At 36.9% G+C, this 14,529-nt stretch carries 12 protein-coding genes; 10 read left to right on the top strand and 2 right to left on the bottom strand.

What is annotated here, in order from left to right; translation table 11 throughout:
* Positions 1–276 precede the first annotated feature (276 nt).
* The gene (locus tag F4694_RS10545; RefSeq protein WP_179597596.1) at positions 277–879 is read left to right on the top strand and encodes a hypothetical protein; all 603 of its coding nucleotides are present in this window, start codon (positions 277–279) and stop codon (positions 877–879) included.
* A gap of 26 nt (positions 880–905) precedes the next feature.
* Here the strand turns inward: F4694_RS10545 and F4694_RS10540 are convergent, their stop codons facing one another.
* On the bottom strand, positions 906–1,550 hold the full coding sequence (locus F4694_RS10540; RefSeq protein ID WP_179597594.1) for a YczE/YyaS/YitT family protein: 645 nt from the start codon (positions 1,548–1,550) through the stop codon (positions 906–908).
* Between the two features lie 166 nt (positions 1,551–1,716).
* Here F4694_RS10540 and F4694_RS10535 point away from each other — a divergent pair, with 166 nt between their 5' ends.
* From F4694_RS10535 to F4694_RS10505, 7 genes are all read left to right on the top strand, one after another.
* Complete coding sequence (locus F4694_RS10535; protein ID WP_179597592.1) at positions 1,717–2,892, top strand: LL-diaminopimelate aminotransferase; 1,176 nt, start codon at positions 1,717–1,719, stop codon at positions 2,890–2,892.
* Between the two features lie 108 nt (positions 2,893–3,000).
* Positions 3,001–3,450: a CoxG family protein gene (locus tag F4694_RS10530; RefSeq protein ID WP_179597590.1), complete on the top strand. Its 450-nt coding sequence runs from the start codon at positions 3,001–3,003 to the stop codon at positions 3,448–3,450.
* A gap of 139 nt (positions 3,451–3,589) precedes the next feature.
* A complete protein-coding gene (gene ppc, locus F4694_RS10525; protein WP_179597588.1) occupies positions 3,590–6,352 on the top strand; it encodes a phosphoenolpyruvate carboxylase in 2,763 nt (920 codons plus the stop codon).
* A gap of 228 nt (positions 6,353–6,580) precedes the next feature.
* On the top strand, positions 6,581–9,181 hold the full coding sequence (gene adhE / locus F4694_RS10520; RefSeq protein ID WP_179597586.1) for a bifunctional acetaldehyde-CoA/alcohol dehydrogenase: 2,601 nt from the start codon (positions 6,581–6,583) through the stop codon (positions 9,179–9,181).
* 220 nt (positions 9,182–9,401) lie between these two features.
* The gene (locus F4694_RS10515) at positions 9,402–11,036 is read left to right on the top strand and encodes a long-chain-fatty-acid--CoA ligase (protein WP_179597584.1); all 1,635 of its coding nucleotides are present in this window, start codon (positions 9,402–9,404) and stop codon (positions 11,034–11,036) included.
* 128 nt (positions 11,037–11,164) lie between these two features.
* On the top strand, positions 11,165–11,836 hold the full coding sequence (locus tag F4694_RS10510; RefSeq protein ID WP_179597582.1) for a hypothetical protein: 672 nt from the start codon (positions 11,165–11,167) through the stop codon (positions 11,834–11,836).
* Between the two features lie 19 nt (positions 11,837–11,855).
* Positions 11,856–12,440 (top strand): hypothetical protein, encoded by a 585-nt coding sequence (locus F4694_RS10505; protein ID WP_179597580.1) that lies wholly within the window; start codon positions 11,856–11,858, stop codon positions 12,438–12,440.
* 53 nt (positions 12,441–12,493) lie between these two features.
* Here the strand turns inward: F4694_RS10505 and F4694_RS10500 are convergent, their stop codons facing one another.
* Entirely contained in the window at positions 12,494–13,276 is a 783-nt protein-coding gene (locus F4694_RS10500; protein WP_257029195.1) for an alpha/beta fold hydrolase, read from the bottom strand.
* 142 nt (positions 13,277–13,418) lie between these two features.
* Between F4694_RS10500 and phaQ the strand changes: the two genes are divergently transcribed.
* Both phaQ and F4694_RS10490 read left to right on the top strand, forming a co-directional pair.
* Complete coding sequence (gene phaQ, locus F4694_RS10495) at positions 13,419–13,862, top strand: poly-beta-hydroxybutyrate-responsive repressor (RefSeq protein ID WP_306458465.1); 444 nt, start codon at positions 13,419–13,421, stop codon at positions 13,860–13,862.
* On the top strand, positions 13,843–14,457 hold the full coding sequence (locus F4694_RS10490) for a hypothetical protein (protein WP_179597578.1): 615 nt from the start codon (positions 13,843–13,845) through the stop codon (positions 14,455–14,457). Before phaQ ends, F4694_RS10490 begins: the two co-directional genes overlap by 20 nt.
* Positions 14,458–14,529: the final 72 nt, after the last annotated feature.

The raw sequence follows: 14,529 nt of genomic DNA, 5'->3' as shown, positions 1-14,529 counted from the left end.
GTATTATTTTATGCTTGAATTGTTAAAAATGGGTAAACTTTATAAAAAAAACAGGAAAAATGTGTTTCTATGAGGAATTTAATTTAGTAAATTATAATATAAGAGCATAAAGAGAAATCCCGTTACCAGGGTAAGTCTTAAGTCTTAGTTTAAAATCATGCTCGAGATTGTGTGAGCCTGAAGATAGACACGTTAAAATAAAATAAAAGATCGATTTCATTAAGGGATATAAGGAGAGAAATCCCTTCCTATAGAAAAATGAAGGGGGAATATAGGATGAGGAAGATTTACGTACTTCTTACTGATACTGGGACGGTTTTAACGAAAATTATTAAACTATATACGAAGAAGCCTCATAATCATGCTTCCATCGCATTAGATGACCAATTATGGGACGTCTATAGTTTTGGAAGAAAAAGACCTCGTAATCCTTTTCTAGCTGGTTTTGTTCGAGAAAATATCCGTGGTGGCATATTTCGGAATGCTGATTGTGCGATTTATTGTTGTACGATATCTGAAAAGCAGTATGAAATGATTTGTCGGAAAATTAATGAAATTGAAAAAAATAAGAGGGATTATCGCTATAATTTATTAGGTCTTTTCGCTGTCATGTTCAATTTAGAACTGGATCGAAAAAATGCATTTTTTTGTTCCCACTTCGTTGCCGCTCTTCTTGAGGAATCAGGCGTGAAAATCAATAAACAAAAGCCGCTTTCACTTGTTACTCCAGATGACATAAAAGAATCTAATTCTTTGGAATTAGTCTATGAAGGAAAATTATCATCCTATTTTGAAGAAGCAAATGAACAGGATTTAAACGATTTAGCTCATCAAAAATATTATCACGATTTTAGTACTGATAGAATAGAAGTTATCTAGTAGAATGAGAGAAGACGTGTCGTCTGTTATAAATACACGTCTTCTCTCATTTGTTTCTTCTTACTTTTAAACAATTCAATTAAGCTACTAAAAAAAGTCATGGACCTTTGGAATACTGGACTTTGGATAAATGTATAGAGGAACGTGGCAATAAATACAGGTCCTCCTAATATAAAACCAATAATTAAAACACAACTTTCAACAAGGATACGTGCTTGACTTACCGATAATTTCGTCTTATTTGAAATGTAAAGCATAAAACCATCTCGGGGTCCGGCACCAAGACCTGCCGCAACATACATTCCCCCGCCAATACCAGCAATGACAATAGCACAAAACAGTATAAGATAATCTACCCAAGAATGTGTTGGCTCGGGTAATATATCTATCCATAAAAAAAAGTCCATAATCGGTCCAATTAAAAGGGCATTTAGGAAAGTTCCAATTTTAATATACTTTCTTGCTGTAAAATAAGAGATGCTAACCAATAGTAACCCACAAATTACTCCCCAAGTCCCAATAGTAAGTCCGAAATGTTCATATAAAGCGACATTTAAAACCTCCCAGGGATGTAAACCAACATGCTTAACCTTTACGGCTATGGCATTACCTAAGCCAAAGAAGGTCAATCCTAATAAAAAAATTACATACTGAATCACTTTCACCTGCACGTTACCTCCAATTTATGAACTGTCAATTATCCTAAATCTTAAAAGAAGTCGATTTGATAATCAATCCTTTTTAGAATATTGGAGTAGAAAGAATTTTATAAATAGATAAAATTTGTTAAAATTAATCAATAAAATCGGTTAATTACATAATTGAGGGGATAAATCTATGAATATCGTTGCTTCTAAAAAAGTTCAAAAATTAACAGCAAGCATATTTCAAGAGGTAGCTGATCTAAAACGGCAAGCACTAAACAGGGGGCTTGATGTAATTGATTTAAGTGTGGGAAGCCCTGATTTACCGCCTCCTGCTTTTGTAGTGGAAGAACTAGTGAAATATGCGAGTAACACAGCAAATTACGGATACACCTTGAAGGGAATACCAGAATTTCATGAGGCTGTTTCTTTCTTTTATAAGCAGCGGTATGCTGTAGACATTGACCCAGAAAAAGAAGTGCTCCAATTAATGGGGTCACAGGATGGCCTTGCGCATTTAGCAACAGCGATTATTAACCCAGGGGATTATGTATTAGTACCGGACCCAGGTTATCCTATTTACGAAGCGAGTGTTACCATTGCGGGCGGTGTTCTGTACCCTGTTGCCTTATTAGCAGAAAATAACTTTTTACCTATTCTAGATGATATTCCACTCCATATCTTGGAAAACACCAAAATGATGATCCTTAGTTATCCTGGTAATCCTGTAACAGCGCTGGCGGATAGGTGCTTTTTTGAAAAGGTAATTGATTTTGCAAAACGTCACAATATTTTAGTTGTTCATGATTTCGCTTACTCAGAATTAATCTATGACAACCATCCACAAATAAGTTTCATGTCTGTTCCAGGTGCGAAGGAGGTTGGCATTGAATTTAATTCTTTATCAAAAACATTTAATTTAGCAGGCTGCCGGATTGGATACGTTGTCGGCAATGAACAAGCATTAAACATCCTGGGAACCTTTAAATCACAAATTGATTATGGGGTATTTTATCCTATTCAAAAAGCAGCAGTTGCTGCACTTGCATCGGATTACACACTACTAAAGGAGCAGGTAGAAGAGTACGAGTTTCGCAGAGATACCCTTATGGCTGGACTGGAAAAAAGCGGCTGGCAGGTGGCTAAGTCACCCGCAACGATGTTTCTTTGGGCAAAAATCCCTGATGGATGGACATCAAGACAATTTGCCTTTGCATTAATCAATCACGCAGGTGTAGCGGTGATCCCAGGTGACGCATTTGGAAAACAAGGCGAAGGCTACGTTCGAATTGCATTAGTACAGCCAGCAGAGAGACTATCAGAAGCAGCAGCAAGGATTCATGAATTCCTAGTCGAATATGCACGCTAAAACCACGGCAATTTCATTCTTCTATATAGACACTATAAATCATATAAATAAAAAAAAGACCTTCAGCGTTGAAGGTCTTTTACATTTGAGATGAAAGAGGGATACCATATGCCTAGTGAAAAACAACAAATAGAAGTAGCTATCCCGATACATGTGATTTGGGACTTCATCAGGGATGCAAATAATTGGGCACCACTCGTGCCGGGTTATATACAGCATGAGCAAATTAATAACAGTTTAATAACATGGGAATTTAAAAGTGACCTTGGCATAATGAAAAAAAAGGTAAGTTTAGTTATTGATATTAAAGAGTGGAATGAACCAACAAGAGTAAGCTTTGAATTAAGGAGAACCAATGAAAAATATATTGGTGAAGGTTATTTTGAAGCACATGCAGTTAATCAGAAGAAAACATTGTTAACCGGATTTCTCGAAATAAATGCTAGTGGTGCATTAGGTTCTTTGGCAAATTCACTCTTTAAAAATGCGATTCCAAAATCAACCGAAGAAGTGGCAGCAGCTATCTCGAATAAACTGGAAGAATTCAACCAAAAATAGATAGAATCTGGCAATCCGAGTAAAAATTCGGATTGTTTTTTTTAAATAATTAAAAAATTTTTTAACATGCGACCAAAAATTATGTTATATTAATAAATAAAAAATTTAGTAAATTTACTAGTACAGGGAGGGTGAAAGGATGAGTACAGAATTAAAAGTGAATGACAGCAGTCTTCCACTTCGCCGCGATGTAAAATTACTAGGTCAAATTCTAGGAGAGATTCTAGTCAGCCATGGCGGAACCGAACTATTCGATAAAGTGGAAAAAATTCGCCTAATGTGTAAAACACTTAGAACTCATTTTGATAACGAAATTTATTTCGAATTAAAGGATGAAATTGCAAACCTGAAGAGCCCAATGAGAAAGCAGGTTATCCGTGCATTTTCAATGTATTTTCATTTGATAAATATTGCTGAACAAAATCACCGTATTCGCAGGAGAAGGCAATATCAACTTGAAGATGATTCAATTGTTCAGCCTCATTCTATCGAAAGTGCGATACTCTCTTTAAAAGAGAACAATATTAATGAGGATATAATTCAAGAGGTATTAAACAAACTATCTCTAGAGCTGGTTATTACTGCACATCCTACAGAAGCGGCGAAGCGTTCAATCTTAGAAATACAACAACGAATTGCTGTAATCTTGAAGAAACTCGATTATCCATTATTAACAAAAAGAGAGCGAAGCAAGCTTGAAGAGAGTCTTTTTAATGAAGTAACGATTCTTTGGCAGACAGATGAACTTCGCCATAATAAGCCAACTGTACTAGATGAAGTTCGGAACGGGCTGTATTATTTTGATCAGACCTTATTTGAAGTCCTTCCAGAAATCCATCGTGAAGTAGAGATTTGTCTGGAAAAGAATTACTCCACGAAACAGTGGGATGTCCCTAATTTTCTTAGATTTGGATCTTGGATAGGCGGAGACAGGGATGGTAATCCAAATGTTACTCCGGAAATAACGTGGGAGACATTACATAAGCAGCGAAAGCTTGTCTTAAAGAAATATAAAAACGTTTTAGTTGATCTCATGAAACGTTATAGTCATTCCACTTCCCGGGTAGAAGTCAGTGATGAATTAGTCCAATCCATAGAGGTGGAAGAAAACAAGTACCTGACAGATGATAAGAAATGGCCAGTTGAAGGGGAAGTATACCGCCGTAAATTTGCTATTATCATTGAACGCTTGAAACAAGTAGGTAAATCAGATTTAGGTTATCTTTCTGCTGAAGAATTATTAGAAGATTTATATGTAGTGAAAAGAAGTTTAAATAACCATCATCCTGCAGCACATGAATTAAAAACCATCCAAAAGCTAATCCGTCAAGTACAACTATTCGGTTTTCATTTAGCAACACTTGATATTCGTAATCATAGTGGTGAGCATGAGGCAGCTATGACTGAGATTTTACGTAAAGTGCAAATTTCGGATAATTATGCTGAGCTTTCAGAAGATGAAAAGGTGAAAATACTAGAAAGCATCCTAATGGACCCACGTCCGCTGCTACTATTAAACGAAGATTATTCACCAGAAACACAGCAAATGATTCAGGTGTTTCAGATGATTAGCAATGCCCATAAAGTATTTGGAAAACGTTCCATTTCTGTTTATCTTGTAAGTATGACAAAGTCAGCAAGTGACTTACTTGAAGTGCTAGTTTTGGCAAAAGAGGCTGGAATTTATAGACTCCATGCAGATGGAACGGTAGAAAGCCAATTAAATGTGGCACCACTATTAGAAACGATTGATGATTTGACTGCAGGACCTAAAATCATGGAAACTTTGTTCCAAATGCCTGTATATCGGAACCACTTGAAAGTTATGAATGACCAGCAGGAAATTATGCTTGGATATTCAGACGGCAGTAAAGACGGCGGGACGTTAACGGCAAACTGGAAGCTTTATAAAGCTCAGCTTGAAATTCATGAGATGGCAAGTAAGTACCATATAGGATTAAAGTTTTTCCATGGTCGAGGCGGTTCACTTGGGCGCGGAGGCGGTCCGTTAAACAAAAGTTTATTGTCTCAACCGGCCGAAACCATTGGTGATGGAGTGAAGATTACTGAGCAGGGTGAAGTTTTATCTTCCCGTTATCTGCTTGAAGACATTGCTTATAGGAGTTTAGAACAGGCAACTTCAACTCTCATGCTCGCAACAGCTCATGTATCAAAAGAGGCAGAGCCTGGTAATTTGAGGGATGAAGGTTGGGAGTCGGCAATTGAAGAGATTTCTAGTGCAGCACTTAAAAAATATCAGTCGCTCGTTTTTGGAGATGCAGACTTTTTAACCTACTTTAATGAAGCAACCCCATTAAGAGAACTTGGTGACTTAAACATCGGTTCAAGACCAATGAGTAGAAAAAATCGTGGCCGCTTCGAGGATTTAAGAGCTATTCCGTGGGTTTTTGCTTGGACACAAAGCAGGCAGCTCCTTCCAGCTTGGTATGCAGCAGGAACTGGATTAGAAAGTTATGCTCAAAAAAGTGAACAAAATTTACAACAATTACAGCAAATGTATGAAAATTGGCCATTTTTCCGATCCACCATTGATAATCTTCAAATGGCATTGATGAAAGCAGATATCACAACTGCAAAAGAATATTTATCACTGGTGGAAGATCAGAAAATTGCTGAGCGAATTTTCTCGAATATCCTTGAAGAATATGAAAGAACGAAAGCGATTCTACTCAAAATTACAGGGGATAATGAATTACTGGATCATACCCCAAACATTAAAGACTCAGTCTATCGTCGAAATCCTTATGTTGATCCTTTAAACTTCTTACAGGTAGAATTAATTAAGGAATTAAGAAACCAAGACGAACCATCAGAAGAACTATTGACCGAGGTACTACTAACTATTAGTGGAATCTCAGCAGGTTTACGTAATACTGGTTGATCAGTGAAAAACGCTCCTCTCCCTTAATGGTGAGGGGTGTTTTTTATTAGTGTGTGAAACTAGTTTTGAACATTCTGTGAAATATTAAAAAATGAATGAATATTCATTCGTTTTTAGCGTATTTCGACAAATTCCGCATTATCCAACGTGATATATTTTAGCCAGAAAAGTTTAAACAGATTGTTGGAAAAACATCCGTGCTAGAATGTTTAATTTGGAGGGATAGTTATGGCAGTGGAAGATAAAGTTGTACATGAAAAACAAAAAATAGTGGAAATGATTGATATTCTGGCTAGAAATGCCGCAAAGGCGTTAGCTGAATTTCGCTGTTACAACCAGGAAATGGTCGACGAAATCGTTAAACAAATGGCCTATACAGCACTCGATCATCACAAGGACTTGGCAAAGCTAGCTGTGGAAGAAACAAGAAGGGGTGTTTATGAAGATAAAGTGTTCAAAAATATGTTTGCGACCGAGTTTATCTACAACAACATAAGAGATCTAAAAACAGTGGGAGTCATAAGTGAAAACGAGCATGAAGGTATGGTTGAGATGGCTGAGCCGGTGGGAGTCATAGCTGGGGTTATACCAATTACAAATCCAACATCCACCGTTATCTTTAAATCATTGATATCGCTAAAAACAAGGAATCCGATTATCTTTGCCTTTCCGAAATATGCTCAAAGGTGCTGTGTCGAAACAGCAAAACTTCTTAGGGATGCGGCCATTAATGCTGGGGCACCTGAGAATTGTATACAATGGATTGAGATACCTTCTCATGAAGCTTTTCAACTATTAATGAAACATCCAAAGATTTCACTTATTCTAGCTACCGGGGGGCCAAATCTGGTAAAGGCAGCCTATAGTTCTGCAAAACCAGCACTAGGTGTTGGGGCGGGTAATGTCCCTTGTTATATTGAAAAGAGTGCGAATATTAAACGTGCAGTAAACGACATCATTCTATCTAAAACCTTTGACAACGGCATGATTTGTGCTTCTGAACAGGCACTTATTATCGATCATGAGATCTATGAAGAAGTAAAAAGGGAAATGATCGAAAATCATTGTTATTTTTTAAATAATGAAGAAAAACAATTGATTGAAAAGGCTATGATTGATGAAAAAAGTGCTTCCTTAAATCCGATGGTTGTCGGATTACCTGCTCATATAATTGCAAAAATGGCAGGCGTCAATGTCCCTATAAATACGAAAATATTAATTGCTGAATTAAAAGGAGTAGGTCCAAAATTCCCGCTATCCTGTGAAAAATTGAGCCCAATTCTAGCTTGCTATAAGGTAAATAGTTTTGCAGAAGGGCTGATGATTGCCGAAGAAACACTTGAGTACGGGGGACTTGGACACTCTGCTGCCATTCATACAGCTGACCAAAATGTCATTGATACATTTGCCCTTCGGTTGAAGGCAGGCAGAATTATGGTTAATACACCATCGACTCATGGTGCCATTGGAGATATCTATAACACTTCTTTACCGTCCTTAACGATTGGGTGCGGAACATATGGAGGGAACTCAGTGTCTCAGAATGTAGGAGCAGCTAATCTGATTAATATTAAGAAGGTTGCAAAAAGGAGAAACATGACACAGTGGTTTAATGTTCCATCACAAGTATTTTTTGAGAGAAACTCGATTCAGGTGCTTGCCGGCATCCCCGGAATCTCAAAAGTGTTTATTGTAACAAGTCCAAGTCAAATGAAGAATGGCTCAATTGAAAAAGTGCTTTATCAATTAAAAAAACATCCTGGTAATATTCAATATGAAGTTTTATATGATATTGAACCTGAACCAGACATTGATAGTGTAAAGTATGGTGCAGAAAGGATGCGGAAATTCGAGCCTGACTGTCTAATTGCACTTGGGGGCGGATCCGTAATCGATGCAGCAAAAGCAATGTGGCTATTCTATGAACATCCTGACGCTGATTTTAATAGCTTAAAGCAAAAATTCTTTGATCCTAGTAAAAGAGTGGTTAAATTCCCTGCACTTCGTGGCAAGGCAATCTTTGTCGCAATTCCTACGACATCAGGAACAGGTTCTGAAATAACTTCCTTTTCAGTGATTTCTGATAAAAGGTCAAATATTAAATATCCGCTGGCTGACTTTCAATTAACACCAGATTTGGCGATTGTCGATCCACAGTTTGTCATGACGGTCCCTAAGCATGTAACAGCAGATACGGGAATGGATGTTTTAACACATGCGATAGAATCATATGTTTCAGTGTTAGCCAATGATTTTACAGATGGATTAGCATTAAAAGCAATCCAGTTAGTATTTGAGTATTTACCTAGGGCATACCGAGACGGTAATGATGAACTTGCAAGGGAAAAAATGCACAATGCCTCAACGATTGCAGGAATGGCCTTTGCTAATTCGTTTTTAGGAATAAATCATAGCTTGGCACATGCACTAGGTGCTGAATTTAATATTACACATGGTCGTGCAAATGCCATTTTATTACCTCACGTCATTCGTTATAATGCAGCAAAGCCAAATAAATTTATGACATACCCTAAATATGAACACTTTATTGCTGATCAGCGCTATGCCGAGATTGCTAGAATGTTAGGACTAGCGGTTGAAACAACTGAACTAGGTGTAGAGAGTTTAATACAAGCAATCACAAATCTAATGAAGGAATTAGATTTGCCATTGAGCATTCAAGAAACAGGGGTAAGTCAAATTGAATTTGAAAGAAAAATAAATATCCTGGCGGAACACGCCTTTGACGATCAAGATACAATTGCAAATCCAAAACAGCCGCTTGTAACGGAACTTGCGACTATCTATCGACATGCCTATAAAGGGTAAGTAGCTGTAATCCGAACATTCTGTGAACAAGAATTAATATATCGACAAAAACCAACAATCTTCTCAATATATCTTACCTCTATCAAGTTAAAGACAATGTAAATAAAAGGAAGAAAATTAAAAATGTGGAATTTTGTCGATTTGGCAACGTTTACAAAAAACTTTTTTAAAACAATAATTTAAGTGGATAAAAACTTGATAGGAAATTGGAGGAGATTGTATGGTTTATTCACAAAAGCCATGGTTAAAGTTTTATGATCCAAGAATTAGCAAGGATGTTACAGTAGGCTATGATTCTTTATACGATCTTTTAAAGCAGGCTGCTATTATCCACGGTGACAAACCAGCTCTTACTTTCTATGAAAGATCTTGGAGTTACAAAGAAACAAGAGCAATTTCGGAATTTCTTGCTGCGTCGCTGTACCGGACAGGTTTTCAAAAGGGAGATAGACTTGGGATCATGCTGCCTAACTGCCCACATTATATTTTTAGCTTATTTGCTGTTTTCCGATTGGGAGGTATTGCGGTTCAAGTCAATCCAATGTATGTAGATAGGGAAATTGAATACGCCCTAAATGATTCTGAAGCAGGCTATATGGTAGTTTTTGAAGCATTTTATAAAAAGGTAAAAGAAGTTCAACCGATAACATCTTTGAAAAAAATAATCGTTGTGGGATTTGGTGGAAGTAAGATTAAACTTGAAGAAGGTGATTTTTATTTCGACGATTTTCTTACAAAGAATAACGTAATCCCTGAAATCCCAATTAATATCGAAGAAGATGTGGCTATATTACAATATACAGGTGGAACCACTGGTGTTTCTAAAGGCGTCATGCTCACCCACCAGAACCTGCTGGCTAACATTATTCAAGTTTGTGATTTTACATATAATGCAGTGGATGAAAAACCAGAAAATTTTAAGATTATCAGTGTCCTCCCAATGTTTCACGTCTATGGATTGTCATGTAATGCACTTTCAGCTATCCGTATTGGGTGCAATCAATTAATTCTCCCACGATTTGATGTGAATGAATTACTTGAGCTGATTAACCGCGAGAAACCATTTCAATTTACTGCAGTCCCTACCATGATATTTGCATTAAACAGTCACCCGCAATTGGAAGATAGCTCAATTAAAGATATTTACTACCTAAGCAGCGGGGGAACTCCACTGCCAGTGGAACAGGTTAAAGCTTTTGAAAAACGTGTAGGCATTAGACTTGCAGATGGCTACGGACTTTCAGAAACTGCACCGTCTGCTATTTCTACACCACCATTTCTTCCACGTAAACTAGGTAGTGTAGGCATTCCTTTGCCAAGCACGGAAGCTAGAATTGTAAAGGAGACAGAAGAGGGATATGTAAATGTTCCTGTTGGAGAAGCAGGTGAATTAATTCTTCGCGGACCTCAGGTTATGAAGGGCTACTGGAAGCGTCCTAGTGAAACACAAATGGTCAAAAGAGACGGATGGCTCTTTACAGGAGATATCGCCAAAATGGATGAGGATGGTTATTTCTATATCTTAGACCGAAAAAAAGATATGATTATTGCAAGCGGATACAATGTTTACCCTCGCGAAATCGAAGAAATTATCTATCAGCATGAGGCAGTCGAAGAGGCCATTGTTGTTGGAAAACCAGATTCCTATAGAGGAGAAACGGTGAAGGCTTTTGTAAAATTAAAAATTGGTGCCGCTATTTCGCCAGAGCAATTAATAGAATACTCAAGGCAATTTTTAGCTCCTTATAAAGTGCCAAAAGAGATTGAGATTCTTTCCGAACTCCCCAAATCATCTGTCGGAAAGCTGTTAAGAAGAATGCTGAGACAAGATGAAGAGCAAAAGGTTCATTCTTAAGAAATCCGCTACTACTTATACTTCATAGAACTCATCGGGAATCCCTTCTAAGAACACATACGATATTTTCTCCAAAAGTAAATTACCAGTTGAAAGCCTAAATGATTAAAAAGGAGGAATCAAATCAAATGACTGAAAAAAAAGAAGAATTACTAAAAGCAACTAAAAAGAGGCCAGATGCTATGGAAAATATTCCCGTTCAAACAGAAACAATAGAAGTAGAACAACCTGAAGGTACAGACTCAAAGGATTCAAGCTTGGATATTCTTTGGAAGAATGCGATTAGCGAGTTAGACCAGTGGGGAAAGCATGCAGATTTCCGTGATGATGTATTTTTGAAAGAAGCCAAGTGTTTTGCCGAAAGTATTAAACGAAACCAGGAAAATATTAAATCTGTCAGGGGACAGTTCAATAAAGAATTCGTAAATTGGGAGAGAACAGCAAGAGAGGAATTTTTAATGTCCACCACAGTCCTTCAGCATATCTTTCCAAAAAGATCGTATGAAGAAATTAATGAGCAAATTGACCAAATCCAAAAAAGAACTGCCTCCGTTTTAAGCACACCATTGCAAATGGTTGTAAATAACCAAATGATGGATCAATATTTTGACATGATTGAACGATATATTACTGTTCGGAAGCAAGGAAGGAAGAAATATATTAACACATTAAAACAAGCGGCAAGTCTTATCTATGAGAGCCAAAAGGGATTTGTTGGCCTTTTCACCGGTCAATTAAAATCGTTCATGTTTCCTTTAAATAAATATATGGAAAAAGCGGAAGATGTCACAAAATCATAACTCCCGAGGATGATGACGAATGTCAAAAGATAAAATGTATGATCCATATCAAGGCTTTAAACAAATTAGTGAGATGTGGGCAGGTATTATGAATATCCCAACCAAAAAGGATGTCGCTAATGTTGCTACTTTATCGATTCAAGCAGAGGGAAAGATCGATATATTAGAGGAACAGATGTTAAAAATACAGGAAAACCTTGGTGCATTAAATAAAGATAACCTAGTATTATTTCAAGAAATGGTTAAGATGGTTAAACAAATACAGGTTGAGTTCCAAAAAACTGCCCACGAAGTAACGGAATTGAAGAGAATGAAGAATGATTTCCAAGAATTACGGAAAGACCTTGTCGATATAAAAATCATTCAAGTTAACCTTCGCGATGTAAGACAAGAGCTTAAGGAAATAAAAGAAGCACAGAAGAAAATAATGAAAATGAATAATCTTAATGAGCAGAAAACCATATACTCTGATTTAGAGGAAGTTAAACTTAAATTAAATCAATTAGCAGAAATTAAAAATGAAATAGCTTCTATAAAGGGGCTAGTGGTTAAAGATAGCTCAAAAGGAAAGACGAAAGAAAAGGAATTAGTTACAACTGTATAAGTGATAACATCTAATAAGCGGGAAGGACCCCAGTCCTTCCCGCTTATATAAAATCAAGCAGCAGCCTTATGCCGGTTTAAGAACTTTCTAAGAAGAAGATTAAATCGGCTTGTGGCCTCTAATTTAGCTAAGTGGCCAGAGTTTCTCATAATGATAAATTCTGAATGTGGTATGAGCTTGTGCATACAGTATTGAATCCATACCGGTAAAACGGAGTCATACTGACATCCAATGATAAGAGTTGGAACTGTAATCGTTGGTAACATAGAAATATTATTTACTTGGAAACAAGCTTTTAAGGATTTTAAGAAGATGTCTCGCTTCGGCTGGAAATAGCGGTTGAAACGATTCATATTTTCCTCTGACCAAGAATATAGGCTCAAATGAGCAGCTGTTTCTTTTAAAGATTCATCTGTTGCTGCAATACCCAGTCTCACTTTCTTAAATTTGAGTAACGGCTTTCTGAGTGTCTTAGGGAAAAAATGGAATGTGCTAATCAACATGAGAGAGCGAACTAGATGGGGGGCTTGACGATAAATTTCTTGGGCAACTGCTCCGCCCATTGATAAGCCTAAAATGTGGGCGTTTTCAATTTTTAACTCATTTAACAAGGCGATAACGTCTGCTGCGAAATTTGGAACAGATATCCCTTCCGTTTTGGTACATTCACCATGACCTCGTAAATCAGGAATTATTAATTCGTACTGATCAGCTAATTCAAATTGTGCTTGCCATCCTTCCTTAACTTCGCCTAAACCATGGATAAGAACTAGGTGTTCCCCATTGCCAAAATGTAAATAAGGCATCCCCAGCCTACTAACTTTCGATTTTTCCAATTCCACACCACCTTTATTATTTTATTACTATATTCCCAAGTTAAGAAAATTGTAAACGTGATGTTACAGCATATAATAACATGTATTAGCAGAGTTGACAAAATATTACTCATAGGTGTAAAATACATATAGGTGAGGTGATATGGAAATGGTAAATCAAGACAATCAGTCTGTCAATCCTTCAAAAAACTTTGTTCTGCCATTTATTCTATTGCTTCTTAGCAGAATGTCTCTTCATGGATATGAGCTAAGCCAGAAATTACAAGGATTTGGTTTTAAAACGATTGACCAAGGTAATCTGTACCGACTGTTAAGACAGCTCGAAAAGGAAGAACTAGTATCATCTGAGTGGGATACAAATGGCAGTGGTCCTGCCAAAAGAAGATATTCCATTACTAAAGCTGGTATTACATACTTAAAAGGCTATGCCAATCAACTAGAATCGTACCAATCGATGCTAGACCAATTCTTCAAAATGTATTCAAGTTTCCTTGAGCTCTATATTCCTTCATTTCAAAAGAGGGATCCGATAGAGAAAGTAAACAGTAAAAAGAGGAGGAAAGACGATGGCACAGAAAAAGAGTGAAAATGTTCAAGCAGTTGAAGAAAAGATGATTCCTGCAGCAGAAGAACCTAATAAAGAAGGTTTATTTGTAGATACACTCTGGAATCAGTATGAGCAATCACTTGATCGGGCAAGACAGCTACGTGAAAACCGTGAGGATGCTTATGTCAATACGCTAAAAGAAGTTATCAAGTTTAACAAACAATACAGAAACTCACTAGCTAATATATTTGAACAAACGAAAAAAACGAACAAAGATGTTGTTTCGGGCTTCATCCAGCAAATGAATGCACGCAGGGAACAACTTATGAAGGACGAAGAAAGAATCGAAGCAGAAATGATGAATGAAAAAGAGGAGCTTAAGGAGCAACTTAAAGAGGTGTCTCATCAATTAGAAAACCTTGCACTTACTCCAATCAAATCTGTCTTCCACATTATAGACCAGTTAGAGGATAATTTTGAAAAGAGCACAGAGGCCAACATCGCATATGGCCGTGAACGCCGAAATGCTTGGCAGCAAGTTACAAACGAGTATGTAAAAATGGCTAGAAATACACATAGTGAAATTATAAATCGCGGAAAAAATAGCGTCAAAGAACTTTTAAAGGCAAGGTAAAGAACGATTTCAAAAAAACACGCAGACCAATCCATCTGATTGGCCTGCTTTTTCATGTTAATCAATGAACAA

Origin of the sequence: Neobacillus driksii, from assembly GCF_013409995.1 — a bacterium.
Taxonomy (GTDB): Bacteria; Bacillota; Bacilli; order Bacillales; family Cytobacillaceae; genus Neobacillus; species Neobacillus driksii.
Note: the sequence above shows the minus strand (reverse complement) of the source record. Positions and strands in the feature narration are given on the sequence as shown.

Excerpts from the sequence above, each read along its gene's own strand:
- F4694_RS10510 (WP_179597582.1), top strand. The coding sequence starts at position 11,165 with ATGACTGAAAAAAAAGAAGAATTACTAAAAGCAACTAAAAAGAGGCCA.
- F4694_RS10515 (WP_179597584.1), top strand. The coding sequence starts at position 9,402 with ATGGTTTATTCACAAAAGCCATGGTTAAAGTTTTATGATCCAAGAATT.
- F4694_RS10530 (WP_179597590.1), top strand. The coding sequence starts at position 3,001 with ATGCCTAGTGAAAAACAACAAATAGAAGTAGCTATCCCGATACATGTG.
- ppc (WP_179597588.1), top strand. The coding sequence starts at position 3,590 with ATGAGTACAGAATTAAAAGTGAATGACAGCAGTCTTCCACTTCGCCGC.
- F4694_RS10505 (WP_179597580.1), top strand. The coding sequence starts at position 11,856 with ATGTCAAAAGATAAAATGTATGATCCATATCAAGGCTTTAAACAAATT.
- F4694_RS10535 (WP_179597592.1), top strand. The coding sequence starts at position 1,717 with ATGAATATCGTTGCTTCTAAAAAAGTTCAAAAATTAACAGCAAGCATA.
- F4694_RS10545 (WP_179597596.1), top strand. The coding sequence starts at position 277 with ATGAGGAAGATTTACGTACTTCTTACTGATACTGGGACGGTTTTAACG.
- phaQ (WP_306458465.1), top strand. The coding sequence starts at position 13,419 with ATGGAAATGGTAAATCAAGACAATCAGTCTGTCAATCCTTCAAAAAAC.
- F4694_RS10490 (WP_179597578.1), top strand. The coding sequence starts at position 13,843 with ATGGCACAGAAAAAGAGTGAAAATGTTCAAGCAGTTGAAGAAAAGATG.
- adhE (WP_179597586.1), top strand. The coding sequence starts at position 6,581 with ATGGCAGTGGAAGATAAAGTTGTACATGAAAAACAAAAAATAGTGGAA.